This is a genomic window from Stenotrophomonas maltophilia group sp. msm4 (assembly GCF_032025605.1).
Classification (GTDB): domain Bacteria; phylum Pseudomonadota; class Gammaproteobacteria; order Xanthomonadales; family Xanthomonadaceae; genus Stenotrophomonas; species Stenotrophomonas sepilia.
On the sequence record NZ_JAVSKK010000004.1, the window covers coordinates 348497 to 374597 of the forward strand.

General features: G+C 67.9%; 28 protein-coding genes, 1 tRNA gene and 1 other RNA gene. 25 read left to right on the forward strand and 5 right to left on the reverse strand.

The window, feature by feature from the left end:
- The first annotated feature begins 3 nt into the window (after window positions 1–3).
- The 7 genes from fdxH to selD all read left to right on the forward strand — a co-directional run bounded on the left by fdxH (window position 4) and on the right by selD (window position 7596).
- Window positions 4–921 (forward strand): formate dehydrogenase subunit beta, encoded by a 918-nt coding sequence (gene fdxH / locus ROV93_RS19855; protein ID WP_012481154.1) that lies wholly within the window; start codon window positions 4–6, stop codon window positions 919–921.
- A complete protein-coding gene (locus tag ROV93_RS19860) occupies window positions 918–1565 on the forward strand; it encodes a formate dehydrogenase subunit gamma (RefSeq protein ID WP_312541043.1) in 648 nt (215 codons plus the stop codon). Before fdxH ends, ROV93_RS19860 begins: the two co-directional genes overlap by 4 nt.
- A 465-nt stretch (window positions 1566–2030) precedes the next feature.
- The gene (gene fdhE / locus ROV93_RS19865) at window positions 2031–3014 is read left to right on the forward strand and encodes a formate dehydrogenase accessory protein FdhE (protein ID WP_072168454.1); all 984 of its coding nucleotides are present in this window, start codon (window positions 2031–2033) and stop codon (window positions 3012–3014) included.
- A 3-nt stretch (window positions 3015–3017) separates the two neighbouring features.
- Complete coding sequence (gene selA, locus ROV93_RS19870; protein WP_072168453.1) at window positions 3018–4442, forward strand: L-seryl-tRNA(Sec) selenium transferase; 1425 nt, start codon at window positions 3018–3020, stop codon at window positions 4440–4442.
- Window positions 4439–6370 carry a selenocysteine-specific translation elongation factor gene (gene selB, locus ROV93_RS19875; RefSeq protein ID WP_072168484.1) on the forward strand — a complete coding sequence of 644 codons (1932 nt, stop codon included), beginning with the start codon at window positions 4439–4441 and terminating at the stop codon, window positions 6368–6370. The genes selA and selB overlap by 4 nt, the downstream gene beginning before the upstream one ends.
- A 24-nt stretch (window positions 6371–6394) precedes the next feature.
- Window positions 6395–6490 (forward strand) — tRNA-Sec (locus tag ROV93_RS19880).
- A 26-nt stretch (window positions 6491–6516) separates the two neighbouring features.
- On the forward strand, window positions 6517–7596 hold the full coding sequence (gene selD / locus ROV93_RS19885) for a selenide, water dikinase SelD (protein ID WP_072168452.1): 1080 nt from the start codon (window positions 6517–6519) through the stop codon (window positions 7594–7596).
- Between the two features lie 57 nt (window positions 7597–7653).
- On the opposite strand, the gene ROV93_RS19890 is transcribed toward selD, so the two are convergent.
- Complete coding sequence (locus tag ROV93_RS19890; protein ID WP_072168451.1) at window positions 7654–8514, reverse strand: YicC/YloC family endoribonuclease; 861 nt, start codon at window positions 8512–8514, stop codon at window positions 7654–7656.
- Between the two features lie 124 nt (window positions 8515–8638).
- On the opposite strand from ROV93_RS19890, the gene rph reads away from it, so the two are divergent.
- The 7 genes from rph (at window position 8639) to pepQ (ending at window position 15886) form a co-directional block, all read left to right on the forward strand.
- Window positions 8639–9364 (forward strand): ribonuclease PH, encoded by a 726-nt coding sequence (gene rph, locus ROV93_RS19895; protein ID WP_072168450.1) that lies wholly within the window; start codon window positions 8639–8641, stop codon window positions 9362–9364.
- Window positions 9361–9750 (forward strand): VOC family protein, encoded by a 390-nt coding sequence (locus tag ROV93_RS19900; RefSeq protein ID WP_072168449.1) that lies wholly within the window; start codon window positions 9361–9363, stop codon window positions 9748–9750. The genes rph and ROV93_RS19900 overlap by 4 nt, the downstream gene beginning before the upstream one ends.
- Window positions 9747–10343 (forward strand): RdgB/HAM1 family non-canonical purine NTP pyrophosphatase, encoded by a 597-nt coding sequence (gene rdgB / locus ROV93_RS19905; protein WP_005410891.1) that lies wholly within the window; start codon window positions 9747–9749, stop codon window positions 10341–10343. Before ROV93_RS19900 ends, rdgB begins: the two co-directional genes overlap by 4 nt.
- Before the next feature lie 56 nt (window positions 10344–10399).
- Complete coding sequence (gene hemW / locus ROV93_RS19910) at window positions 10400–11626, forward strand: radical SAM family heme chaperone HemW (protein WP_258012547.1); 1227 nt, start codon at window positions 10400–10402, stop codon at window positions 11624–11626.
- 202 nt (window positions 11627–11828) lie between these two features.
- A complete protein-coding gene (locus tag ROV93_RS19915) occupies window positions 11829–14108 on the forward strand; it encodes a DUF1631 family protein (RefSeq protein ID WP_072168448.1) in 2280 nt (759 codons plus the stop codon).
- Window positions 14105–14479 carry a PilZ domain-containing protein gene (locus ROV93_RS19920; protein ID WP_072168447.1) on the forward strand — a complete coding sequence of 125 codons (375 nt, stop codon included), beginning with the start codon at window positions 14105–14107 and terminating at the stop codon, window positions 14477–14479. Before ROV93_RS19915 ends, ROV93_RS19920 begins: the two co-directional genes overlap by 4 nt.
- Before the next feature lie 75 nt (window positions 14480–14554).
- Window positions 14555–15886: a Xaa-Pro dipeptidase gene (pepQ, locus tag ROV93_RS19925; RefSeq protein WP_072168446.1), complete on the forward strand. Its 1332-nt coding sequence runs from the start codon at window positions 14555–14557 to the stop codon at window positions 15884–15886.
- 531 nt (window positions 15887–16417) lie between these two features.
- On the opposite strand, the gene ROV93_RS19930 is transcribed toward pepQ, so the two are convergent.
- Complete coding sequence (locus ROV93_RS19930; protein WP_088123875.1) at window positions 16418–17740, reverse strand: aminopeptidase P N-terminal domain-containing protein; 1323 nt, start codon at window positions 17738–17740, stop codon at window positions 16418–16420.
- Window positions 17741–17745: 5 nt separating this feature from the next.
- A complete protein-coding gene (locus tag ROV93_RS19935) occupies window positions 17746–18294 on the reverse strand; it encodes a UPF0149 family protein (protein ID WP_005418994.1) in 549 nt (182 codons plus the stop codon).
- A 154-nt stretch (window positions 18295–18448) separates the two neighbouring features.
- Here ROV93_RS19935 and ROV93_RS19940 point away from each other — a divergent pair, with 154 nt between their 5' ends.
- The 8 genes from ROV93_RS19940 (at window position 18449) to ROV93_RS19975 (ending at window position 22600) form a co-directional block, all read left to right on the forward strand.
- Complete coding sequence (locus ROV93_RS19940; RefSeq protein ID WP_005418996.1) at window positions 18449–18670, forward strand: TIGR02449 family protein; 222 nt, start codon at window positions 18449–18451, stop codon at window positions 18668–18670.
- Window positions 18667–18963 carry a cell division protein ZapA gene (locus ROV93_RS19945; RefSeq protein ID WP_006467013.1) on the forward strand — a complete coding sequence of 99 codons (297 nt, stop codon included), beginning with the start codon at window positions 18667–18669 and terminating at the stop codon, window positions 18961–18963. Before ROV93_RS19940 ends, ROV93_RS19945 begins: the two co-directional genes overlap by 4 nt.
- Before the next feature lie 97 nt (window positions 18964–19060).
- Window positions 19061–19246, forward strand: a non-coding RNA gene (gene ssrS / locus ROV93_RS19950) — 6S RNA.
- 83 nt (window positions 19247–19329) lie between these two features.
- Window positions 19330–19923, forward strand: a complete 594-nt coding sequence (locus ROV93_RS19955; protein WP_032954483.1) for a 5-formyltetrahydrofolate cyclo-ligase — start codon at window positions 19330–19332, stop codon at window positions 19921–19923.
- On the forward strand, window positions 19920–20399 hold the full coding sequence (locus ROV93_RS19960) for an EVE domain-containing protein (protein WP_005419001.1): 480 nt from the start codon (window positions 19920–19922) through the stop codon (window positions 20397–20399). The genes ROV93_RS19955 and ROV93_RS19960 overlap by 4 nt, the downstream gene beginning before the upstream one ends.
- A gap of 23 nt (window positions 20400–20422) precedes the next feature.
- Window positions 20423–21070, forward strand: a complete 648-nt coding sequence (gene rpiA / locus ROV93_RS19965) for a ribose-5-phosphate isomerase RpiA (RefSeq protein WP_005419003.1) — start codon at window positions 20423–20425, stop codon at window positions 21068–21070.
- A gap of 21 nt (window positions 21071–21091) precedes the next feature.
- Window positions 21092–21538: a DUF192 domain-containing protein gene (locus tag ROV93_RS19970; RefSeq protein WP_014648292.1), complete on the forward strand. Its 447-nt coding sequence runs from the start codon at window positions 21092–21094 to the stop codon at window positions 21536–21538.
- Window positions 21539–21754: 216 nt separating this feature from the next.
- On the forward strand, window positions 21755–22600 hold the full coding sequence (locus ROV93_RS19975) for a SirB1 family protein (protein ID WP_072168444.1): 846 nt from the start codon (window positions 21755–21757) through the stop codon (window positions 22598–22600).
- Window positions 22601–22640: 40 nt separating this feature from the next.
- Here the strand turns inward: ROV93_RS19975 and ROV93_RS19980 are convergent, their stop codons facing one another.
- A complete protein-coding gene (locus ROV93_RS19980) occupies window positions 22641–22865 on the reverse strand; it encodes a rubredoxin (protein ID WP_014038358.1) in 225 nt (74 codons plus the stop codon).
- A 34-nt stretch (window positions 22866–22899) separates the two neighbouring features.
- Here ROV93_RS19980 and thiE point away from each other — a divergent pair, with 34 nt between their 5' ends.
- Both thiE and hemL read left to right on the forward strand, forming a co-directional pair.
- Window positions 22900–23526 (forward strand): thiamine phosphate synthase, encoded by a 627-nt coding sequence (gene thiE, locus ROV93_RS19985; RefSeq protein ID WP_072168443.1) that lies wholly within the window; start codon window positions 22900–22902, stop codon window positions 23524–23526.
- Window positions 23527–23544: 18 nt separating this feature from the next.
- The gene (hemL, locus tag ROV93_RS19990; RefSeq protein ID WP_072168442.1) at window positions 23545–24834 is read left to right on the forward strand and encodes a glutamate-1-semialdehyde 2,1-aminomutase; all 1290 of its coding nucleotides are present in this window, start codon (window positions 23545–23547) and stop codon (window positions 24832–24834) included.
- A 72-nt stretch (window positions 24835–24906) separates the two neighbouring features.
- On the opposite strand, the gene azu is transcribed toward hemL, so the two are convergent.
- Window positions 24907–25356, reverse strand: coding sequence for an azurin (gene azu / locus ROV93_RS19995; protein ID WP_072168441.1), 450 nt, complete (start codon window positions 25354–25356; stop codon window positions 24907–24909).
- A 123-nt stretch (window positions 25357–25479) separates the two neighbouring features.
- Here azu and ROV93_RS20000 point away from each other — a divergent pair, with 123 nt between their 5' ends.
- Entirely contained in the window at window positions 25480–26082 is a 603-nt protein-coding gene (locus ROV93_RS20000) for an HAD-IA family hydrolase (RefSeq protein ID WP_072168440.1), read from the forward strand.
- Window positions 26083–26101: the final 19 nt, after the last annotated feature.

Consider the following 26101-nt stretch of genomic DNA (forward strand, 5'->3'; position numbering starts at 1 on the left):
GCCATGTCACTGCAATCGCTGGACATCATCCGCCGCTCGGCCACCACCACGCCCTCACCGGAGGCGCGCGGTGCGCACACCGGCCAGGTCGCCAAGCTGATCGATGTGAGCAAGTGCATCGGCTGCAAGGCCTGCCAGGTCGCCTGCATGGAGTGGAACGACCTGCGCGACGAAGTGGGCAGCTGCGTTGGCAGCTATGACAACCCGCCCGATCTGAGCGAACAGTCGTGGACGGTGATGAAGTTCCGCGAGTACGAGGACGAAAAGGGCAAGCTGGAGTGGCTGATCCGCAAGGAGGGCTGCATGCACTGCAGCGACCCGGGCTGCCTGAAGGCCTGCCCGTCGCCGGGCGCGATCATCCAGTATGCCAACGGCATCGTCGACTTCCAGGAAGAGAACTGCATCGGCTGCGGCTACTGCGTGACCGGCTGCCCGTTCGACGTGCCGCGCATCTCCAAGAAGGACCACAAGGCCTACAAGTGCACGCTGTGCTCGGACCGGGTGGCGGTCGGCCAGGAGCCGGCCTGTGTGAAGACCTGCCCGACCGGGGCGATCACCTTCGGCAGCAAACAGGCGATGACCGAGCATGCCGCCGGCCGCGTGGAAGACCTGAAATCACGGGGTTACGAGAACGCCGGGTTGTACGACCCGCAGGGCGTCGGCGGTACCCATGTGATGTACGTGCTGCAGCACGTGGACAAGCCCGAGCTCTACGCCGACCTGCCCAAGGACCCCCGCATCAGCCCGATGGTGGAAGTCTGGAAGGGCGTAGCCAAGCCGCTGGGCGTGCTGGCGATCGCCGCCACGGCCTTTGCTGGGTTCCTGCATTACATCGGCATCGGCCGCAACACGGTCAATGACGAGGAAGAAGAAGAAGCCGAGCACGAGGCGAAGAAGATCGAAGAGGAGCAGCGGCCATGAAGTACGCCTCGCACCCGCGGCAGATCGTCCGCTACCGCGCGCCGACCCGCATCAATCACTGGATCGTGGCGATCTGCTTCGTGCTGACCGCGCTGTCCGGGCTGGCGTTGTTCCACCCTGCCCTGTTCCCGTTGACCCAGCTGTTCGGTGGCGGCCCGTGGACGCGCATCCTGCATCCGTTCATCGGCCTGGCCATGGTGGTGGGCTTTGCGCTGCTGGCGTTGCGCATGTGGCGCGACAACCTGCCGACCGCCGATGACCGCGCGTGGATGCGTGGCATGCGCGACGTACTGCGCAACGAGGATGAAAAACTGCCGCCGGTCGGTCGCTTCAATGCCGGCCAGAAGCTGCTGTTCTGGGCCATCATCGGCTGCCTGTCGGCACTGCTGCTGACCGGCTTCGTGATCTGGCGGCAGTATTTCAGTCATTTCTTCCCGATCGGAGTGATCCGCTTCTCGGTGCTGGCCCATGCGCTGTTCGGCTGGGTGCTGGTCTGCGCGATCGTGGTGCACATCTATGCGGCGCTCTGGATCAAGGGATCGGTGCGGGCGATGACCCAGGGCAAGGTGACCTATGGGTGGGCGTACAAGCATCACCGTCAGTGGTTCCGCGACATCCTGCGCGGGCGCCGGGAACAGGGGTAGCGGCAGGGCCTGCGGCCCTGCACCCGCTTCAAGCCAAGGCAACAGCAACAGCGGCTATCCGTGGGATGGCGGGGTGGATCCGGTTGCGGGAGACGCTGCAAGTACCCCTCCGGGGCCCGGCCCAGCCGCTGGCGGCTGTGCGTTCGGGCGCTTGCGAAGCAATGCTTCGCAAGCAAAGCGCCCTCACCCATGTAAGCTCGGTCGCCGCATGCGGCTCACGCCCCCGCAACCGACCCCACCCCGCCTTCGACAGTTGGCCGCGATCTGTCGGTGGGTGCCGACCGTTGGTCGGCACTGATCGAATCCCGACCAACGCTCGGGATCCACTTTCAACAACCGATGGGGTCAGATCCGTTTTCCTCTGGAAAACGGATCTGACCCCAACCTTTCAAATGGCCGGCAACACGCTGGACGCCAGCGCCGACAACAGCGAGGATGGAGCCTGGTTCTTCTGGCTGGCCCTGCATGGCGCAACGCATCCTTGAACCCGGTGAGATCGAGACGCTCGCCTCGCGCGATGTGCCGCGCATCATCCTGCCTGATACCGAGTCACTGTTTGCTACGCGCGCGGCACGCCTGCGCAGCCTCGCCGCGCACAGTGCCATCGGCGGCTACCTGCAGCTGCTGGCGGCGCTGGCCGATGCACAGCAGGCGCTGCTGGAGGATCTGACACCGCAGCAACGCGAGGACCTGCAGGCACAGGCGCGTGCACAGCAGTCGAGCGCGGCGGCCGGCGCCGGCATGCCATTGCGGCCGGCCAACTCGCTGCAACTGGATGGGCGCTGGCGCGACTGGCTGCGCACGCTGTGCCAGCACTGTGCCGACGAAACGGGCCTACCGCTGCAAACCCGGCAGGAGCTGCAACGCGTCGCGGCTGCTGATGATGCGTGGCTGGATGCACAGGCGCATGCGGTGCTGGAACGCGATGACGCGCCCTCGGTCGACGCCGTCGCTGCGCTGCTGGTGATGAACGCGCTGCAGGTGTACTGGGCGGTGCTCGCCGCCAGCTTCCATCCGACCGACCTGAAGCCGCTGGCCGATGCACCAGGGCTGTGCCCGCTCTGTGGCACGCTGCCGGTGGCCAGCGTGGTGCAGGCGCGCCCGCCCTACGCCGCCTATCGCTACCTGTCGTGCTCGCTGTGTGCCTGCCAGTGGCATTACGTGCGCGTGCAGTGCAGCCAGTGCGGCGCCGCAGGCAAGGACATTGCCTATCGCGCCCTGGCCGATGTGGACGGTGACCGCGGCGAGGCGGTGCGCGAGAGTGCGGTGCGCGCCGAGACCTGCGACCACTGCCACAGCTATCGCAAGATCCTGTACCTGGAGAAAGATCCGTCACTGGAGCCGGTGGCCGATGACCTCGGCACGCTGGCGCTGGACCTGCTGCTGGCCGAGGAAGGCTATGCGCGCGCCAGCCAGAACCCGCTGCTGTGGCAATCCGACGGCGACTGACCGATGCCACGCACGCACGCCACACCGGCATCGGCCGCCGCCCTGCCTTCGCTGGACCGGCTGCTGCGCCTGCCTGCGTTGTCGGCCATGATCGAACGCCACGGCCGCAGCCGCATCACCCAACTGCTGCGCGCACACCTGCAGGAACTACGCGACCGTATCAGCGCCGCGCAGCTCTCGGCCGAACGCCTCGAACAGGCCATCAACGGCCCGTCGCTGGTCGCGGCGCTCGACGCCGCACTGGCGGCCGATGCACGGCTGGACCTGAAGCCGATGTTCAACCTGACCGGCACCGTGCTGCACACCAACCTGGGCCGCGCGCTGTTGCCCGATGCCGCCGTGCAGGCGGTCACCCGCGCAATGACAGCGCCGGTCGATCTGGAATTCGACATCACCCGCGGCCGCCGCGGCGACCGTGATGCACGGGTGCAGGCGCTGGTCTGCGAACTGACGGGCGCCGAAGCCGCCACCGTGGTCAACAACAATGCGGCTGCGGTCCTGCTGCTGCTCAACAGCCTGGCCAACCGCCGCGAGGTGGTCGTCTCGCGCGGCGAACTGGTGGAGATCGGCGGCGCCTTCCGCATTCCCGATGTGATGCGCAGCGCCGGCGCGCGACTGCTGGAAGTGGGCACCACCAACCGTACCCACCCGGCCGACTTCGCCCATGCCATCGGCGCCCGTACCGCGTTGCTGATGGAAGTGCATGCCAGCAACTACGCGATCACCGGTTTCACCGCCAAGGTCGACACTGCGGCAATGGCTGCGATCGCGCACGAGCACGGCCTGCCGCTGGTGGTGGACCTGGGCAGTGGCAGCCTGTGCGACCTGGCGGCCTTCGGCCTGCCCCACGAGCCCACCGTGCAGGAAGCACTGGCGGCCGGCGCCGATCTGGTTTCGTTCAGTGGCGACAAACTGCTGGGCGGCCCCCAGGCCGGGATCATCGCCGGCCGCGCCGACCTGATCGCGCGGATCAACCGCAACCCGCTCAAGCGGGCGCTGCGCATGGACAAGATGGGCCTGGCCGCACTGGAAGCCGTGCTGGCCCTGTACCGCGAACCGGAACTGCTGGCACTGCGGCTGCCGACCCTGCGCAGCCTTTCGCGCCTGCGGGATGCCATCGACGAGCAGGCACAACGCCTGCTGCAGCCGATGCGCGCGTCGCTGGCCGCCGACTATGCGTTTGAACGGGCTTCGATGTACAGCCAGATCGGCAGCGGCGCGCAGCCACAGGCGCAGCTGGCCAGCGCCGGACTGCGCGTTACCAGCGCGCGCCGCGGCGGGCTGGATCGCTTGGCCAAGCGCTTGCGCCAGCTGCCGCGGCCGGTGCTGGGCCGCATTGCCGATGACGCGCTTTGGCTGGACCTGCGCTGCCTGGAACCCACCGACGAAGCCACCTTCCTCGCGCAATGGAGCACGCTGCAGGCATGATCGTCGGCACCGCCGGGCATATCGACCATGGCAAGACCAGCCTGGTGCGCGCACTGACCGGCATCGAAACCGATCGCCTGCAGGAAGAACGCACGCGCGGCATCTCCATCGAGCTGGGCTATGCCTATGTCCCGGTGGAGAACACAGGCGGCGGCAATGCCGAGGCGACGCTGGGTTTCGTCGATGTGCCGGGCCATGAACGCTTCGTGCATACGATGGTGGCCGGCGCCACCGGCATCGATGTCGCTCTGCTGGTGATCGCCGCCGACGACGGTGTGATGCCGCAGACCCGCGAGCACCTGGCAATCCTGCAGTTGCTGGGCGTGGATCGCGGTGCAGTCGCCCTGACCAAGATCGACCGCGTGGACGCCGCGCGCCTGGCTCGGGTCGAGATCGAGATCGCCGCGCTGCTGGCCGGAACGCCGCTGCAGGATTCCCCCGTATTCGCCTGCAACAGCACCGTACTCGACGATGCTGGCATCAACGCGCTGCGTACCCAGCTGCACGCGTGGGCGTCGGACGACGCCAACACGCGCCAGGCCGAACTGCGCGGCGAGCTGTTCCGCATGCCGGTGGACCGCGTGTTCTCGCTGGCCGGCCACGGCACGCTCGTGACCGGCGCAGTGCATGGCGGCGTCGCTGCCGTGGGTGAGCATCTGCAGCTGATGCCGGCCGCCACGGACGTGCGCGTACGCAGCATCCACGCGCAGAACCAGGCCAGCGAACACGCCATGGCCGGGCAGCGCTGTGCGTTGAACCTGGCTGCCATCGCCCGCGACGACATCCACCGTGGCGACTGGATCGCCGACCCGCGCGCCCTGCTGGCGACCCGTCGCGTCGACGTACGCCTGCGGCTTTCCGCACTGGCCACACCGTTGCGCGACTGGGCGCCGCTGCACATCCACTGGGGCACGATGCACCGGCAGGCCCATGTGGTGCTGCTGGAGGATGTCGATCATGGCGACGGACAGTTGGTGCAACTGGTGTTCGATGCACCGGTCTGCGCGATGTGCGGTGATCGATTCATCGCCCGTGATTCAGCGGCCATCCGCACGCTGGGTGGTGGCATCGTGCTCGATCCGGACCCACCACAGCGGCGCCGGCGCAGCCCGGCACGGCTCGCCTGGCTGGGCGCACTGGGGCAGCTGGCCACAGGTGCGGGAATCGGCCCGCTGTTGCAGCAGGCTTCCTTCGGCATCGCCATGGCCGCCCTGCAACGCTACTGCCGGCGCGCGGCCGACCGGATCGATCTGCCTGCAGACACACGGCGCATCGTCACCCGCGAAGACACGGTGGTCATCCTTGCTTCGCACTGGCAGGCGCTTCGCGAACAAGTGACCATGTCGCTGCGCAGCTGGCACGAGCGACGTCCGGATGAACCCGGTGTTGATAGCGGGCGCCTGCAGCGCAGTACGCTGCCCGCGCTTGCAACGAGCCTGTGGAATGCCCTGCTGCAGGGCCTGCTGGACGACGGCACCGTGCAGCGCGTGGGCGCCTGGTGGCGCCTGCCCGGCCATGACCATGCGCCGCCGGAACGCGAGCGACTTCTGCTCGAACGCGTGCTGCCGCAACTGCACGCCGGTCGCTTCGATCCACCGTGGGTGCGCACGCTGGCCTCCGACGTTGGTCTGGACGAAGACGAGGTCCGCGCCGTCCTGCGCCGCGCCACCTTGCGTGGCGAACTGTTCCAGGTAGTGCCGGACCTGTTCTATGCACCGGCCCGCATTGCCGAGCTGGCCGCGATCGTCGCGCAGCTGTCGCAGGCCACCGGCACGGTGGATGCGGCCACCTTCCGCGATGCCATCGGCCTGGGCCGCAAGCGCAGCATCCAGATCTTGGAGTTCTTCAACCGCGTTGGCTACACTCGACGCGTCGGTGACCAGCATCGGCCGCGTGGCGACCTGCAGTGGAACGCAGCCCGCGACTGAGCCCACCGGTGCCGCCGTACTTTCGGAAGGCATGCGCATCCGGGCATGCGGCTGGGCTTCAAACCCAGTAGGGGGCGTCGATCGTTCCCTGGTAGGTTCGACTCCTGCTGCCTTCCGCCATTGGTGTTTCCGCAGGAGATGTCGGCATGGCCACGCACGCGCAGTCCCCCGCCCCTTCAACGGCCGATGCTCCGCAACGACTGACTTCGCTGGCACACGGCGGCGGCTGCGGCTGCAAGATCGCGCCGGGCGTGCTGTCCGAACTGCTGCGTGGCGTGCCAGCGCTTCCGGCACCGGCCGAACTGCTGGTCGGCCGCGAGACCAGCGACGACGCCGCGGTGTACCGCCTCGATGACCGCAAGGCAATCGTCGCCACCACCGATTTCTTCATGCCGATTGTGGACGACCCGTTCGACTTCGGCCGCATCGCCGCCACCAACGCGCTGTCGGACCTGTACGCGATGGGGGCACGACCATTGTTCGCGCTGGCCATTGTCGGCATGCCGATCAACACGCTGCCGCAGGAGACCATCCGCGGCATCCTGCGGGGCGGCGAGCGTGCCTGCGCCGATGCCGGCATCGTGGTCGCTGGAGGCCACAGCATCGATTCGGTGGAACCCATCTATGGCCTGGCCGCGATCGGCGTGCTCGACCCGCAGCGGCTCAAGCGCAATGCTGATGCCCGCGCCGGCGATGTACTGGTGCTGGGCAAGCCGTTGGGCGTGGGCGTGTATTCGTCGGCGCTGAAGAAAGAAGTGCTGGATGCCGACGGCTACCAGCAGATGATCGCGTCGACCACCCACCTGAACACCGTGGGCGTGGCCCTGGCCGCGCTGGACGGTGTGCACGCGATGACCGATGTCACCGGTTTCGGCCTGCTCGGCCACCTGCTGGAAGTGTGTCGCGCCAGTGGTGTCGCTGCGGAGGTGGACAGCGCACAGGTGCCGCTGCTGCCTCAGGCCCTGGAGCTGCTGCAGCGCGGCTGCTTGACCGGCGCGTCCAACCGCAACTGGGCCTCGTATGGTGCGGAGGTGCGTTTCGCCGATGGGTTGCCGGCACACTGGCAGCCGCTGCTGACCGACCCACAGACCAGCGGTGGGCTGCTGGTGTCCTGCGCCCCGGAAGCGGTGGCCGCGGTGCTGGCCTGCTTCCACGACGCAGGGTTCGGCCAGGCAGCCGTCGTGGGGCGATTGAGCGCGGGCCTGCCGGGTGTCAGCGTCCGCTGAGACGCTGTAATGAGAAGGGCGCCCGAAGGCGCCCCGGCTGTAATGCTGGATGCAACATCACTCGATGTTCTGCACCTGTTCGCGGATCTGGTCGATCAGCACCTTCAGCTCCACCGCGGCATTGGACGTACGGCTGTCCACCGACTTCGAGCCCAGCGTATTGGCTTCGCGGTTGAACTCCTGCAGCAGGAAGTCCAGGCGACGACCGACCGGCTCGCGCTGCTTGAGCACGCGGCGGATCTCGACAATGTGGCTGCCAAGGCGATCCAGCTCCTCATCCACGTCCAGCTTCTGCAGCCAGAGCACCAGTTCCTGCTCGGCGCGGCCGGGATCGACCGGGTGCGGCAGGTCGGCCAGGCGTGCAGCCAGCTTGGCGCGCTGGCCGTCGCGAATGGCAGGAATCAGCGTGCGCACTTCAGTCGCGATGCGTTCGATGCCGTCCACGCGCTCGCTGATGGCGGCCGACAACTTGCCGCCTTCGCGCTCACGGGCCTCGACGAAGCCGTCCAGCACCTGGTCCAGCAGGGCCAGTGCTTCGGCCTGCAGGGCGGCGGCATCGGTGGCCTCGCCGCGGGTCACGCCGGGCAGCTGCAGCAGCTCGGTGAAGCTGACCTGCAGATTGGGGAAATCCGAGGTCAGCCGGTGCGCCAGGCGGCCCAGCTGGCCCAGCAGGGCCTCGTCCACCTGCAGGTTGGCCGCTGCCTCCGGTGCACGCAGGCGCATCACCAGATCCAGCTTGCCACGGCTCAGGCGCGCGGCGATGCGCTCGCGCAGCTGCGGCTCCAGCGCCCGCAGTTCCTCGGGCAGGCGGGTGCCGACCTCCAGGAAGCGGTGGTTGACCGAGCGCAGCTCGCAGCCCAGCGTGCCCCACGGGGTGACCCGCTCGCCGCCGGCATAGGCGGTCATGCTTCGAATCATGGAATGTGTCCGGTGCGTGCAAAGGGGGAATGGTACCCTAGCGCCCTCACCAGAGCCCCCTTGCCCGCCCCGTGAAGGCCGCGGGCGTGGCGGCGTACTCCCTCGCCATTACGGAACCCGCACCATGTCCGATTCCCGCCCCAGCGGCCGCCAGCCCGACCAGCTCCGCCCGGTCGTCATCCAACGCGGCTTCACCCGCCACGCCGAAGGGTCGGTACTGGTGTGCTTCGGTGAAACCCGTGTGCTGTGCACCGCCAGCGTCGAGAACCGCGTGCCGGGCTTCCTGCGCGGCAAGGGCGAAGGCTGGGTCACCGCCGAGTACGGCATGCTGCCGCGCGCCACCCACAGCCGCAGCGACCGCGAAGCGGCCCGTGGCAAGCAGGGCGGCCGCACGCTGGAGATCCAGCGCCTGATCGGCCGCAGCCTGCGTGCCTGCGTGGACCGCAACGCGCTGGGCGAGCGCACCATCACCCTGGACTGCGACGTGCTGCAGGCCGACGGTGGCACCCGCACCGCCGCCATCACCGGCGCCTACGTGGCCCTGGTCGATGCGGTGAACGTGCTGATGAAGCGTGGCGACATCAAGCGCAACCCGATCCTGGGCGCAGTGGCGGCGGTGTCGGTGGGCGTGTACCGCGGCACCCCGGTGCTGGACCTGGACTACGCCGAAGACAGCGACTGCGACACCGACATGAACGTGGTGATGAACGACGGTGGCGGCTTCATCGAACTGCAGGGCACCGCCGAAGGCCACGCCTTCCGTCGCGATGAACTGGACGCGCTGCTGGGCCTGGCCGAAACGGGCGTGGCCGAGCTGCTGGCCGCGCAGCAGGCGGCGCTGTCGGCATGAACCGGCGCCTTGCCCTGACCACCGTGGTGGTGGCCGACTATGACGAAGCCATTGCCTGGTACACCGGCAAGCTCGGCTTCACGCTGCTGGAAGACATCGACCAGGGCCACAAGCGCTGGGTGGTGGTCGGCCCGACCGATGGCAGCGCCGCCGCCCTGCTGCTGGCCCGTGCCAGCGACGAGGCGCAGCGCAGCCGCATCGGCAACCAGACCGGTGGCCGCGTCGCCTTCTTCCTCAACACCGACGACTTCCACCGCGACCACGCGGCGATGCTTGCCGCGGGCGTCGAGTTCCTGGAAGCGCCGCGCGAAGAACCCTATGCAACGGTCGCGGTGTTCCGCGATCTGTATGGCAACACCTGGGACCTGCTGGAGCCCCGTCAATGAAGAAACTGGTACTGGCCAGCCACAACGCCGGCAAGCTGGTGGAGATGCAGGAGATCCTCGCCGACCTGCCGCTGCAGATCACCTCGGCCGCCGAACTGGGCCTGGGCGACGTGGAAGAGACCGGCCTGACCTTCGTCGAGAATGCGCTGCTGAAGGCACGCGCGGCCTGCGAAGCGACCGGCCTGCCGGCACTGGCCGATGATTCGGGCCTGATCGTCGATGCACTCGGCGGCGCGCCCGGCCTGTACAGCGCGCGCTATGCCGGCCACCCGACCAACGCGGCGGCCAACAACGCCAAGCTGCTGGACGCGATGGCCGACATTCCCGACGGCCAGCGCAGCGCCCGCTTCTATGCGGTGATCGTGCTGCTGCGCCACGCCACCGACCCGCAGCCGTTGATCTGCGAAGGCCGCTGGGAAGGACAGATCATCCGCGAGCTGCGTGGCACGAATGGTTTTGGCTACAACCCGGTATTCCTGGACACCACCCACGGCCTGACCGCCGCGGAAATGGAGCCGGCACTGAAGAATGCCATCAGCCACCGTGCCATCGCCCTGCAGCAGCTCAAGCAGCAGCTGGCGACGCTGTACTGACGCCGCCTGATCGAACCAGGGAAGCCGGCCAGTGGCCGGCACTACCGATGAAGCCCATGCCGCACGCCCACGACCACTGCAACCACCTGCCCGGCGAAGCCTGCTCCGCTGCCCACGACAGCCCGCCGCGGCTGGTGCCGCCACCGCTGTCGCTGTACGTGCACCTGCCGTGGTGCGTGCGCAAATGCCCCTACTGCGATTTCAATTCGCACCAGGCCAAGGGCGAGCTGCCGTTCGACGCCTACATCGACGCGCTGCTACGTGACCTGGACCAGGACCTGCCGCTGGTCTGGGGCCGGGTGGTGCACAGCGTGTTCTTCGGCGGCGGCACCCCCAGCCTGTTCCCGCCGGAAGCGATCGACCGTTTCCTGCAGCAGGCCAGCGCGCGCCTGCGCTTCGCGCCCAATGCCGAAATCACGCTGGAAACCAACCCGGGCACCGCCGAGCATGGCCGCTTCGACCGCTACCGCGCGGCAGGCGTGAACCGCCTCAGCTTCGGCATCCAGAGTTTCGACGACGCCATGCTCAAGCGCCTGGGCCGCATCCACGACAGTGGCGAAGCCGAGCGCGCGGTGAAGATGGCGCAGGACGCGGGCTACGACAACTTCAACATCGACCTGATGTACGCGCTGCCGGAACAGACCCTGGCCGGTGCCGAGGCCGATCTGGAACGTGCATTTGCACTGCAACCGGCCCATATCTCGCACTACCAGCTGACCCTGGAACCGAACACGGTGTTCTTCGCGCGTCCGCCGCAGGGCATTCCCGATGAAGACAATGCCTGGGACATGCAGGAGCACTGCCAGTCGCTACTGGCGCAGGCTGGTTTCAGCCAGTACGAAGTCAGCGCCTACGCACGCCCCGGTCGGCAGAGTGCGCACAACCTGAACTACTGGCGCTTCGGTGACTATCTTGGCATCGGTGCTGGCGCGCACGGCAAGATCAGCTCGGGTGCCGAAGAACACGTGCTGCGCCGCTGGAAACTGAAGCACCCGCAGGCCTACCTGGACAGCGCGGGCACCCCGGCCTCGTTCGGTGGCGACGATGTGATCGCACCCGAGCGCCTGCCGTTTGAGTACATGCTCAACCTGCTGCGCCTGCACGAAGGTTTCGGCCTGCGCGATTTCGAGTCGCGCACCGGGCTGCCGCGCAGCGTGCTGGACGCGCCCCTGGGCGAGGCCGTGCAGCGCGGCTGGCTGGACGTGGCGGATGGCCACGTACAGCCAACCGAGCTGGGCCGCCGATTCACCAATGATGTGGTGAGCCTGTTCCTGGAGGAATAGACCTTCCCGCCGTTAGCGGGTAGTGCCGGGCGCTGGCCCGCACTCCGGTGGAGACAGCGCTGCCGGCCAGTGACCTGCACCATCGCTCATCCGTCGTCCCCCCCAGCGGACGTGAGACACGTTCACCCTAAAGTAGCGCCGACTGCGGCCGACACGGTAGATTCACAAGATCGATCCGCGGGAATCCGGGTACCGCTCGCCGATGTCAGCTGTCTTTTCCATTACCTCTGCCGACAAAACCCGCCTGGCCGCCAGCGACCTGCCACCGCGGGTGCGTGAGCTGCTGGGCGCGTTGATCGGCCTGTGCCGGCAGACGCTGGCCGCGCCGCTGATCCTGACCGTCGAAGCGTTGGAGCAGACGCTGCTGCACGACGCGGATCGCGCGCGCAATCCGCAGCTGCAGGCGGAGCTGATGGCCCAGCGCGGCCAGTTGCATGCCTTCTCCGGTCATTTCGCTGACCGCATGCTTGATGCCGTGGCCGATGCGCTGATACGGCTGCGCGAACCCACGGCCCACTTCAGCCCCGGTTCCACGCCGCCGCCGCTGCCCGGCATGCTCGGGCTGTCGCTGGTCGATGAGCATGAAGTGGACCGCGACCTGCTGCTGACCGAGATGGTGCGGCGGGAGACGCTGCGTTCGACCAACACGCTGAACCTGCTGGGCCAACGCCTGGGCGTACTGGCGGCAGCACCGGCCTTCGAGGCCGACACCCTGCCGCTGGCACCGCAGGCACTGTGCGCCATGCTGCGCCGGATTGCCGAACAGGATTCGCTCGCTGTCGACGTTCAGCTGGCGCTGTACCGCAGCTTCGAACGCCAGGTGCTGGAGCGCCTGGGCGACATCCTCGACCGTGCCAATGCCCTGCTGGCCCAGCACGGCGTGCTGCCCGGCCTGGTCTACACCCCCTACCTGGCGCGTTCATCGAGCACCCGGCGGATCATCACCCAGTCGGTGGGCGGTGGTCGCACCACGCAGCCGGCAAAGCGTGCCGCCGCGCCACTGACCGGCTGGAACGGATCGGCACCGGCCGGCTCCTGGTCGAGCCTGGTGCAGGACGCTTTCCAGGATGACAGCACGGCCGGCGCGGCCATGCCGGGCCTGACCACCTCCACGGGCAGCGCGCTGCATGCGCTGCTGCAGCAGGCACGCCATGCCAGCGCAGCACCTGCGGATCGCGATGCAGTGCCGAGCGCGGCCGTGGATGCGGTCCTCGCACGCCTGCAGGCGCAGTCCAGCGCCGCCACCGGCGTTGCCGACCTGCAGGCGGCCGTGGTGGCGCAACTGCGCAGCGAGCATGGCATGCAGGCCCAGCTGGGCAGCCACGACCGCGACAGCCTCGACCTGCTGCGCATGCTGATGCAGCAGGTGCAGCAGCAGCAGCGTCCGGACCCGGTGCCGGCCGCCCTGCTGGCGCGCCTGCAGGTACCGCTGGCACGTGCGGCAATGGCCGACCCCGGCTTCTTCGTGCGCGACGAGCACCCCGCGCGCGAACTGCTCAACCAGATTGCCGAAGTCGGCGCCAACTGGCTGGGCGACGATGATGTCGACCCGCAGTTGCTGCAGCGCATGGCACAGAGCGTGCAGGGCCTGCTGGGTCAGGATGCGCGGGCGCCGGAGGCCTTCGCCAGCGCGAACGAGGACGTGCAGCAGCATCAGCGCGCCGCAGCGCATCGCGCCGAGTTGGCCGAACGCCGCCATGTCGAAGCTGCACGCGGCAAGGAGCGGCTGGAACTCGCGCGGCGACAGGCCAGTGCACAGATCGACCAGTGCTGCGACGCGCAGCAGCCGCCCCGCTTCGTGCAGACCCTGCTGCGTCAGGCCTGGGCCGATGCCCTCACCCTGACCCGCCTGCGCCACGGCGACGATTCATCGCAGTGGCAGGAACGCCTGCAGCAGACCCAACGCATCGCCGCCATCACCGCGCAACCCGTTGATGCACCCGGCGGCACCGATGCAACGCTTGCTGCCGAGGTCGAGGCCGCCCTGCTGCAGGTCGGCTACCACGCCGAGGAAGCCGCCGCCGTCGCACGCAGGCTGGCCACGCCTGGCGGCGAGGACGAGAGCACCTCGCGTACCGAACTCAGTGCCCGCCTGAAGGCACGCGCGCGCCTGGGCGAGCACGCCGGTACGGCCGCCGGCACGACGCCCGCCACACCGCGCAGCAGTGCCGAGGAAGCCGCTTACCAGCAGCTGTCCTCCCTGCCCTTCGGCAGCTGGTTCGACATCGACACTGGCGATGGCACACTGCGCCGCCAGCGCCTGTCCTGGTACAGCCTGCTGACCGGCCACGCCCTGCTGGTCAATCCACGCGGGCAGAAGATCGCCGATACCGACCTGGATACGCTGGCCCGGCAGATCAGCGCCGGCCAGGCGCAGCTGGTCACTGAGGACAAGGCCCGGCTGGTTGACCGTGCCTGGGAGGCCAGCCTTGGCGCATTGCGTGCACTGGCGGCCGGCCATACGCAGGAGACCTCCGCATGATCACCCAACCGCCGCAGGACACCCGCCGCGCACCGCGCCGCCAGGTCTCGGACCTGGTACCGGTCACCGACCAGATGCGCGAAAGCGTGGTGGGCCGGCTCGGCAATATCTCCGAAACCGGCATGCTGATGCTGGCCAGCGCAACGTTGCGCGAGGATGCGCTGTACCAGTTGCGCTTCCCCTTGCCGCTGGGCGACGGCCGCCACCAGGACATCGACGTGGGCGTGCACCTGCTGTGGAGCGAACCTGCACACGCCCCCGGACAGAGCTGGACCGGCTTCCGGTTCCTCACCCTGTCGCGCGAGCATCGGCAGCTGCTGCGCCAGTGGGTGGGCGAAGACAGCGACGAGGGGCCGGTTTCGACGGCCTGAGTGCCGGTTCCAGCACAGCGGTTTTTCCCGGTATGCGGCAGAATCTAGGGCCGTTTTCCGTGTTGAGCCACCGCAATGATCCAGCAAGACCCCGGCGCCCTGTATTCCGACCACCTGGCCGTGCTGTGCCGACGTGCCGAACAGGCGCTGGCCCGCGGCGGCTTCGATCACCTGGTGGTGCCCAGCGGCACCCTGCACTACCAGGTGTTCGACGATCGCGACTACCCGTACGCGGTCAATCCGCAGTTCAAGGCCTGGCTGCCGCTGACCCGCGTGCCCAACAGCTGGATCGTGTTCACCCCCGGCAAGCGCCCGGCGGTGATCTTCCACCAGCCCTTCGACTACTGGCACGTGGTGCCGGATGCCCCCAGCGGCTGGTGGGTGGAGCACTTCGACATCCACATCATCCGCAAGCCGGAAGACGCGCTGGCGCTGCTGCCGGCCGATCCATCGCGCTGCGCGATCCTCGGCGAGCCGCAGAGCGCGCTGGGCAGCTACGTGCCGAACAACCCGGCGCCGGTGGTGAACTACCTGGAATGGCACCGCGGCAGCAAGACACCGTATGAGATCGCACTGATGCGCGACGCCCAGGTGCTGGGCGTGCGCGGCCACCGCGCTGCCGAGGCCGCATTCCACAATGGCGCCGACGAGTTCAGCATCCACATGGCGTACTGCCAGGCCGTGGGCCAGGATGCCAACGAACTGCCGTACGGCAACATCGTGGCGTTGAACGAACATGCCGCCGTGCTGCACTACACCGAGCTGGGCCGCAAGGCACCGCAACCGCTGCGCAGCTTCCTGATCGATGCCGGCGCCAGTGCCCACGGCTACGCCAGCGACATCACCCGCACCTACGCCGCGCAGGGCCACGACGAATTTGCGGCGATGATCGCCGCCGTCGACGCTGCCCAGCAGCAGATGTGCGCAGCGGTGCGCCCGGGCTTCGACTACAAGCAGCTGCACGTGGACGCACATCTTTCGCTGATGGGCGTACTGAAGGACTTCGGCGTGATCAAGGTCTCGCCGCAAACCGCGCTGGAGACCGGCGTCAGCGCCGCGTTCTTCCCGCATGGTATCGGCCACCTGATCGGCCTGCAGGTGCACGACGTGGCCGGTTTCGCGGCCAGCGACGAAGGCGGCCGCATCGAGCGCCCGGCGGGCCACCCGTACCTGCGCCTGACCCGCGTGCTGGAGCCGGGCATGGTGGTGACCATCGAACCGGGCCTGTACTTCATCGACATGCTGTTGAATGAAGTGAAGGACGCTGGCCACGGTGATGCGATCAACTGGGACCGCGTGGACTTCTTCCGTCCGTATGGCGGCATCCGCATCGAAGACGAAGTGCTGTGCACCGACGGCGAAGCGGACAACCTGACGCGGCCGGCGTTTGCGGCGGCCAACGGCTGAGCCCCTCGTGGTTGGCTGCTTGGAGCAATAGCCGCGCTTGGCGGGGCGGGGTGGGTTCGCGGGGGTGTCCGCGGCATGGATGCCGCGGCCAAGCCTCCAGGGATGGATTCACGGCGTCCCCCGCGAACCCACCCCGCCCCACCTCTGACAGTTTCCGTGTGCGTCCAACCACGGAAGAAAGAAAGAAAAGCAAAAGCGGGTCGCTTGCTGCGCTCGCTCTGTGTCGACCAAGGTCGACACCTACCAGTAGATCCACGCCATGCGTGGATGATTCATTCGATATCTGACAGATGTGCCGACCAACGATCGGCACCCACCAACAGCCGCGCGAACCTGTCGAAGGTGGGGCACTGTGGGTTTGCGGGGTGTGAGCCGCATGGATGCGGCGACCAAGCCTACAAGGACGTACTTGCGGCGTCCCCGCAAACCCACAGTGCCCCGCCATCCCACGGATAACCCGTTGTTGCTGTTGCTGTTGCTCCAGCTGTTGCCTCTGCGGGTGCAGGGCCGCAAGCCCTGCAGAAAAACACCCTACCCCGCCATCACCGCTTCGATCTCATCGGCGCTGCGCGCCAGGCCTTCGGTCAGCACGCGATGGCCATCATCGGTGATCAGCACATCGTCTTCAGTGCGGATGCCGATACCGCGCCAACGCGGTTCCACCGTCGTGTCGTCCACGCCGATGTACAGCCCCGGCTCGATGGTGAACGCCATGCCAGGCTCCAGCAGACGTGAATCACCGGCGAGGCGGTAATCGCCCACATCGTGCACGTCCAATCCGATCCAGTGGCCGGTCTTGTGCCGGTAGAAGCGCTGGTACAGGCCTTCGGACAGATTTTTTTCCAGCGTGCCCTTCAGCAGGCCCAGGCGCAGCAGGCCCTCGGTCAAGGTCTGCACTGCGGCCAGATGGCCGGCCTCGTAGGGCACGCCCGGCTTGGCCTGGGCCAGCGCCGCCGCCTGCGCTTCACCGACCAGGTCGTGCAGCGCGCGCTGCTCGGCACTGAAGCGGCCGTTCACCGGGAAGGTGCGGGTGATGTCGCTGGCGTAGCCGCGGTACTCGGCACCGGCATCGATCAGCACCAACTCGCCATCGCGCGACCGCGCGTTGTTGTCGCGGTAATGCAGGATGCAGCCGTTGCGGCCGGCACCGACGATGCTGCAATACGCAGGCACCGCATCGCTGGCGCGGAACACGCGTTCCAGCTCGGCCTGCAGTTCATACTCGTGGATGCCGGCCCTGGCGGCCTTCATCGCCGCCAGATGCGCACGCACGCTGATCTGTGCGGCGTGGTGCATCAGTGCCACTTCGGCGCCGGATTTGAACAGGCGCTGCTCGTGCAGCAGGTGGCCCAGCTCCAGGAACTCATGGGGCGGCTGCGCACCGTGGCGTACCTGCGAACGCACGCGGTTGACCCAGCCGATCAGCTTCAGATCGAAGTCGGCGTCGCGGCCGAAGTGGTAGTAGACGCGCGAGCGCCCTTCCAACAGGCCCGGCAGGATGTCGTCCAGATCATCGATCGGGTAGGCATCGTCCATGCCGTACTGCGCTACCGCGCCTTCCTGGCCAGCGCGGCTGCCGTCCCATGCCTCGCGCTCGGCATCGCGCTCGCGGCAGAACAGGATGGCCTCGCCGTGGCGGCGGCCCGGAATCAGCACCAGCACCGCTTCCGGTTCCGGGAAGCCGGTCAGGTACTGGAAATCCGAATCCTGGCGGAACGGATAATGGGTATCGAGGCTGCGCACCTTCTCGGCTGCGGCCGGCAGCACCAGGATCGCGTCCTCGCCAGCCATGTCCATCAGCTGGCGGCGGCGACGCTTGTATTCGCCGGCCGCGATGCCGGTACGCTGCTTGATATCCATCAGTTCAGGCGCTGCCGATGGCGCGCGGCCAGCACCACGTCGCCGTGCAGCAGCAGCACCGCCACGCGGATGAACTCCTCGATCTCCGACAGGGCTTCGTCGTCGTCATCGCCGCCGGCCTCGAAATCCTCACTGGACGCACGCGCCAGGCTGGCCATGTCGGTCAGCGCTTCTTCGCCCTCTTCGGACAGGGCCGGGCGGCGGCCGCCACTGCCCAGGCCGAAGCCGCCCAGGAACGAGCGGGTCCAGCTGAACATGGCATCGGCCTGCGCGGACACGTCGTCGCTGTCGGCGAGCAGCAGTTCGAAGGCGAAGTCACGGTCTTCCAGCTGCTTGATGGTGGCCTGCAGCAGCTGCCCCAGCACGCTGTCGGCGGCCACCGGCGGCAGGGTGTCGTCGGCCAGCACGCGCGCCGGCCAATCGTTGCCGGGGGCGCCGCCGGCGGCCAGCCAGCCGCACAGCGCGCCGTGCAGCTCGGCAGCGGTAGCGCCCAGGCCCAGCGCCTGGCTGGCGCGGGTAACGTCGTCGACGGAGGGAAGTTCGGTCATCGTGCGGCTCGTTCGGAATAAGAAAACCCGGGGTGCGCACGCGCGCGCCCGTGAGACCCCGTAGTGTAGCAACCCTGCAGCATCCTCTCGTGGCCGTCCGGCCTTGCTGCGACAGCGCTTGACCGCCCTCACCCGGCTTGCCTATCGTGCCCGCATGGAACCCGCCGATCCCCTTGCCCAGCTGCAGGACTTTGCCGCCCGCGTGGACGCGTTGCTTGAACGCAACCAGCGTCTGGCCGAGGAGAACCGCAGCCTGCGCCACCAGCAGGAACAGCTGGTGGCCGAGCGCTCGACGCTGTTGGCCAAGAACGAGCAGGCACGCTCGCGGGTGGAAGCGATGATCAGCCGGCTCAAATCCCTGGAGCAGCACACATGAGCGCCGAACCGGTCAGTGTCCGCATCCTCGATCGTGAATACACCGTGGGCGTCGGCGGCGATGAGCGCGACAGCCTGATGGCCGCCGCACGCCTGCTCGATGCGCGCATGCGCGAGATCCGCGGCAGCAACCGCATGGCCGCCGTCGACCGCGTCGCCGTGCTGGCCGCGCTGAACCTGGCCCACGAACTGCAGCTGCTGCGCGACGAGAACGCCCGCCAGGCCGTGGCGCTGCAGCAGACGCTGGCCGACCTGAACCGGCGCCTGGACCGCGCGATCGACGGCGGCGCCTGAAGACCGTGCACAACGCGTCTTCTCATATCTGAATTGGCACGGACTGTTGCCGACGAACGGCCTATCCAGATCCTGCGTGCTGGCTATAATGGCCACGCGTTCTCTGCGGTACTCGACGGCATGTGCAAACATTCGCCTTGTCCCTTAAGAACGACACCGGGAGCGCGACAGCGCCGGGAGTGCAGGTCCGCCTTGTAGCGGGAAGCCCGATGGTTCTCCAGCGTTCCCACTTGAGCCCCCGGGTTCAAGGTCGTTTCGCATGCATCGACATTGCGGAGAATGCAATATTCCAGCAAGGGCGGCGTCTTCGGGCGTCGCCCTTGTTCTTTCCGGCACAATGACGGCTGATCCTTGCCGCTCGCTGCCATGACCGACCCGCGCCAGGCCCTGCGCCACGACCTGCGGCAACGCCGTCGTGACCTTAACGCTGGTGAGCGCATCGCCGCCGCCGAATCGCTTGCCGATGCCCTGCTCGCCCTGCCGTTCGCCCCGCGCGAAGGCGCCGTGGCCGGCTACTGGGCGCTGGATGGCGAAATCGCCCTGCACCGCTGGCAGCTGCAGCTGCCCGAAGGACTCACCTACTGCCTGCCGGTGCTGGCCGGCGACGTGCTGCGCTTCGCACCATGGCGGCCCGGGCAGCCGCTGACCAGCAACCGCTATGGCATCCCCGAGCCGGACGTGGCCGTGGAAGACACCCTGGAACCGGAACGGATGGCGCTGGTCGTGACTCCATTGGTGGGTTTCGACGCACAGTGCCGTCGGCTGGGCATGGGGGGCGGCTGGTATGATCGCAGCTTCGCCTTCCGCCACGACCGGCCGGCGCCGCCCTGGCTGGTCGGTGCTGCGTTCGCGGTGCAGCAGGTCGAGTCCTTGCCGGTGGCGTCGTGGGACGTGCCGGTGGATGCGATCTGCACCGAAGACGGCACCCTGTTCCCCTCCGCTGCCCCCGTGAACGCATGACCGCCCGCAAGCGCTACTGGCTGATGAAGTCCGAACCGGACGCCTTCTCCATCGATGACCTGGCCAAGGTCAAGGTCGAACCCTGGAACGGGGTGCGCAACTACCAGGCGCGCAATTTCATGCGCGATGGCATGCAGGTGGGCGACGGCATCCTGTTCTACCACTCCAACACCAAGGTGCCCGGCATCGTCGGCCTGGCCACCGTCGCCAGCCCAGCCTACCCGGACGACACCCAGTTCGACCCGAAATCCGACTACCACGACCCCAAGAGCACGCGCGAAAACCCGCGCTGGATGCTGGTGGACGTGGCCTTCGACCGCAAGCTCAAGCAGGTGATCGCGCTGGACGAGATCAAGCTGCACGCTGACGAGCTCGGCGAGGGCTTCCCGCTGGTTGCCAAGGGCAATCGCCTGTCGGTGTTCCCGGTGACCGCCGCGCAGTGGAAGCTGCTGCTGTCGCTGGAAAAGAAATCCTGATTCCCCGCCTGAGAGTTCTTCCCATGTCCGAAGCCAAGCGCCTGGCCGCCGAGAAAGCCATCGAGTACGTCGAAGACGGCATGATCGTCGGTGTCGGCACCGGTTCCACCGTGGCCTATTTCATCGATGCCCTGGCCCGCATCCAGCACCGCATCAAGGGAGCCGTGTCCAGCTCCGAGCAGAGCACCGCACGCCTGAAGCAGCACGGCATCGAGGTGATCGAGCTGAACCACAGTGGCAACCTGTCGCTGTACGTCGATGGCGCCGACGAGTGCGACCCGAACAAGTGCCTGATCAAGGGCGGCGGCGCCGCACTGACCCGCGAGAAGATCATTGCCGAGGCCAGCGAGCGCTTCATCTGCATCGTCGACCCGAGCAAGCAGGTGCCGGTGCTGGGCAAGTTCCCGCTGCCGGTGGAAGTGATCCCGATGGCGCGCAGCCTGGTCGCCCGCCAGATCCGCGACATGACCGGCGGCCAGCCGACCTGGCGCGAGGGCGTGGTCACCGACAACGGCAACCAGATCCTGGACATCCACAACCTGCAGATCACCGATCCGGAAAAGCTGGAGCGCGAGCTCAACCAGTTGCCGGGCGTGGTCTGCGTCGGCCTGTTCGCGCGCCGTCGCGCCGATGTGGTGATCGTCGGCGGCGAGCCGCCGGTCGTGCTCTGACCCTTCCGAAGGAGCCTGACGATGTCGCTGTTGCGTTCGCTGCTGATGCTTCCGCTGCTGGCCCTGGCCGGCTGCGCCACCGACGCGGCCCGCCATTGGGTCGAGCTGGACGGCGCCCGCTACCAGGTCGAGCTGGCCACCAACGATGAAACCCGCGCGCGCGGGCTGATGTTCCGCGACCAGATGGCGGCCGACCACGGCATGCTGTTCATCCACGACCGCGAGGAAATGCAGGCGTACTGGATGAAGAACACCAGGATCGCGCTGGACATCCTTTACTTCGACAGCCAGCGCAGGCTGGTCAGCCAGCAGCGCGACGTACCGCCGTGCTCGGCCGGCGACATGTGCCCGCCCTATCCCAGCGGCGGTCCGGCGCGTTATGTACTGGAACTCAACGCCGGCCAGGCCGAGAAGCTGCAGCTCAAGGACGGCACGGAGCTGAAATTCGGTCCGGGCATCGAAAAGTAAACGATGCGGCCGGGGGGGGGGGGGGGGCGGGGGGGGGGGGGGGGGGGGGGGGGCGGCGGGGCGGGGGGGGGGGGGGGGGGGGGGGGGGGGGGGGTTTGGGGTGTGGGGGGGGGGGGGGGGGGGTCAGATCCCATTCGCTCGCGAAAGGCATCTGACCCCTGAACTTTTCACGCGATACCGCTTGAAACCGCCTGCGAATGACGCCAGTCTGTGGCCATGCAGGACCGGATCACACTCCCCGACTGGGATGCCCTGGCCGACCTCGAAGACGAGGCGCTGCCACTGTTGCCGACCGCGCTGCTGATCGCGCGCGATGAATACCCCGATCTGCAGCCGTCCACCTACGACGCGCTGATCCAGAGCCATGTCGAGCACCTCCGCTCGGAAGTGGAGAGCATCGACAACAGCCCGCTGAAGATGGCGGCGATCAACCGCCACCTGTTCGACGAGCTGGGCTACAGCGGCGACCACGACGAGTACTACGACCCGCGCAACAGCTACCTCAACCAGGTATTCGAGCGCCGCTTGGGCAATCCGATCTCGCTGGCGCTGGTCCAGATGGAAGTCGCGCGCCGGCTGGGTATTCCGCTCGATGGCGTGTCCTTCCCCGGCCACTTCCTGGTGCGCCTGCCGGTGGACGACGGCGTGCTGGTGATGGACCCGTTCAACGGTGGCCGACCGCTGGACGTGGACGAACTGCGCGAGCGGGCCAAGTCACACCTGGGCGGGCAGATGCCCGACGACCAGGTGCTGGCGCAGATCCTCGACCCGGCGCCCGCGCGCGCGATCCTGATACGCATGCTGCGCAACCTGCACGGCGTGTATGCCGAAGCCGGCGAGTGGGACCGCGCCGCGCGCAGTGCCGACCGCCTGCTGAAGCTGGCCCCGGAGCAGGACGATGCGCTGCGCGACCGCGGCCTGGCCTACCTGCAGCTGGAGTACCTGGCCGGTGCCCGGCACGATCTGGGCCAGTACCTGAAGCGCAACCCGGAAGCCAGCGATGCGCAGTGGCTGCGCGAGAAGCTGATCGACCTCGGCGGGCCGATGCCGCGGCTGCATTGAGGGAGTCGGTGTGTGGACCGGCAGTCCACACCTACCCTCATCAATCGACCTCGACCATCTCGAAATCAGCCTTGGTCACCCCGCAATCCGGGCAGGTCCAGGTCTCGGGAATGTCCTCCCAGCGCGTCCCTGGCGCGATGCCTTCCTCCGGCAAGCCTTCCGCTTCGCTGTACAGGAAGCCGCAGACCACGCACATCCAGGTGCGCAAGGTGGTGGGGGTGGCATCGCTCATCGGATAATCAGGACTGGATTCACGGGCCGCCATTGTCCCATCGCGGTCCACTCACCGGTAGCCATCGATGACTTCTGCTTCCCCGGCGCCCCGCGGCGTCTACCTGATCACCCCGGACGAGCCCGATACCGCACGCCTGCTGGCCCGCACCGCGCCGCTGCTGGCCACGGGCGCCACTTGGCTGCAGTACCGCAACAAGACCGCAAGCGACGCGCTGCGGCGGGAACAGGCCACCGCGCTGCAGGCACTGTGCGCAGACCACGGCGTGCCGCTGATCGTCAACGACGACCCGGCGCTGGCCAAGGCCGTGGGCGCGGCGGGCGTGCACCTGGGCGGTACCGACGGCGACATCCCCAGCGCGCGCGCCCTGCTCGGCCCCGAGGCCATCATCGGCGCCTCCTGCTATGACCAGCTGGCCAATGCCGAGAGGGCCGTCGCCGCCGGCGCCAGCTACGTGGCCTTCGGCGCGTTTTTCCCGACCACCACCAAGATCACCACCAGCCGCGCCCATACCGACCTGCTGCGGCAAAGCGCCGCACTGGGCGTGCCGCGGGTGGCGATTGGTGGCCTGACGCCGGACAATGTCGGTCCCATCATCGACGCCGGCGCCGATCTGGTCGCCGTGGTCAGCAGCGTGTTCGCCGCCGAAGACCCGGTCGCGACCCAGCGCGCCTTCCTCGCCCAGTTCGCGTAACGCCCAGGATATTCCCCCATGAACCACGACCAGTCCCACGCCCTGTTCTCCCGCGCCCAGCAGCTGTTGCCGGGCGGCGTCAATTCGCCGGTGCGCGCGTTCAAGTCGGTCGGCGGCGAACCGTTCTTCGTCGAGCGCGCCGACGGCGCCTACCTGTACGACGTCGACGGCAACCGCTACATCGACTACGTCGGCTCCTGGGGCCCGATGATCGTCGGCCACAACCACCCGGCGGTACGCCAGGCGGTGAAGAAGGCGATCGACAACGGCCTGTCGTTCGGCGCGCCATGCGCGGCTGAAGTCACCATGGCCGAGACCATCACCCGCCTGGTGCCGTCGTGCGAGATGGTGCGCATGGTCAACTCCGGCACCGAGGCCACCCTGTCGGCGATCCGCCTGGCGCGTGGCGCCACCGGCCGCAACCGCATCGTCAAGTTCGAAGGCTGCTACCACGGCCACGGCGACTCGTTCCTGGTCAAGGCCGGCAGCGGCATGCTGACCCTGGGCGTGCCGACCTCGCCGGGCGTCCCGGCCGGGCTGAGCGAACTGACCCTGACCCTGCCCTACAACGACTTCGAAGCGGCCACTGCGCTGTTCGAGCAGCAGGGCGATGACATCGCCGGCCTGATCATCGAACCGGTGGTCGGCAACGCCAACTGCATCCCGCCGCGCGAGGGCTACCTGCAGCACCTGCGCGAACTGTGCACGAACCACGGCGCGCTGCTGATCTTCGACGAAGTGATGACCGGCTTCCGCGTTGCCCTCGGCGGTGCGCAGGCGCACTACGGCATCACCCCGGACCTGACCACCTTCGGCAAGATCATCGGCGGCGGCATGCCGGTGGGCGCCTACGGCGGGCGCCGCGAGCTGATGCAGCAGATCGCCCCGGCCGGCCCGATCTACCAGGCCGGCACGCTGAGCGGCAACCCGGTGGCGATGGCCGCTGGCCTGACGATGCTGGAGCTGATCCAGCAGCCGGGCTTCCACGCCGACCTGGCCGAGCGCACTGCACGCCTGTGCGCCGGCCTGGAAGCGGCCGCCGCCGAAGCCGGCGTGGCGGTGACCACCAACCGCGTGGGTGCGATGTTCGGGCTGTTCTTCACCAGTGAGAAGGTGGAGACCTATGCGCAGGCCACCGCCTGTGACATCCCAGCGTTCAACCGCTTCTTCCACGCGATGCTGGAGCAGGGCGTGTTCCTGGCGCCGTCGGCGTACGAGGCCGGTTTCCTGTCCAGCGCGCACGATGATGCCGTGATCGAGGCCACCCTCGCCGCTGCACGCGTGGCATTCAAGGCCGCCAAGGGCTGATCGCAAAAAAGGGGACGGAGGGGATTAAGTCGTTTGTGCATATACGACTTAATCCCCTCCGTCCCCTTTTTTTCAACCGAAGACGAACTTGCCCTTCATCATCGCGAAGTGGCCGGGGAACGAGCAGAAGAAGGTGTAGTCGCCGCCCTTCTGCAGGCCCTGCGTGGAAAAGCGCACGCGCGTGGTCTCGCCACCACCAATTACTTTGGTGTGCGCCAGCACGCGCTTGTCGGCCTTCGGCAGGTAGCTATCGGCCAGGGTCATGCGCATGCCTGCCAGTGCCACCGGCTGGTAGTCGGCCGTGCGGGTCAGCACCCAGTTATGGCCCATCGCGGTAGCGGCGAGCTTGCCGGTGTGGCGCAAGGTCAGGTCCACGGCAGTGCAGTCGGCGACAAGCTTGATCTCGCGAGTGCTGAAGCTCATCTGGTCGGTGCTGTCGATGCTCACCGCACACACCCGCGCCATCGCCGACGGCGCCAGCATCAGCGCGCCCAGTCCCACTGCCACCCACCAAGCCTTCATCGTTGCCTCTCCTGCGGATTCAAGCACCATTCTAGGCAGGCCCCTGCGGCCGCGTCTGCGACCGTCTGTCGCATGCCTACTCCAGGGTTTCCCGCGCACTCACTGCAATGGCATGCTCGACCGATGCGGATCGACCTGTTGCTGCTGGATGTGGATGGCGTGCTGGTGCAGTACCAGCGCGCGCAGCGCGTGCTGCATCTGGCCCAGGCACTGCAGGTTCCGACGCAGGCCGTACAGGCCGCGCTGTATGACAGCGGACTGGAAGCGGCGCATGACAACGGCACGCTGGATGGCCCGGCCTATCTGGCGCAGCTGGGGGAGTGCCTGGGCAGGACCATCGATGTACCCAGCTGGATCGCCGCACGCCAAGCGGCCAGCCATCCGCAGCACGCGGTGCTGCAGCGGCTGCAGGTTCTGCAGCTGCCGCTGGCGGTACTGACCAACAATGGCGCGCTGATGGTGCAGGCGCTGCCCACCCTGCTGCCGGAACTGTTCCCTGCGCTGCAGGGACGCGTGTTCTGCAGCGCCGATTTCGGCCTGCGCAAACCCGCACCGGAGGTCTTCCTGCGCACGCTTGAGGCCCTCGGCGTGGCGCCTTCGCGCACGCTGTTCGTCGATGACCTGTTCGCCAATGTGCGCGGTGCACGCGCCGCCGGCCTGCACGCGGAAACCGTGCGCGATGGCCGTGGCTTGGGCAAGGTGTTGAAGCGTTACCAGATTGCGTGAACCACTGTAGAGCCGAGCC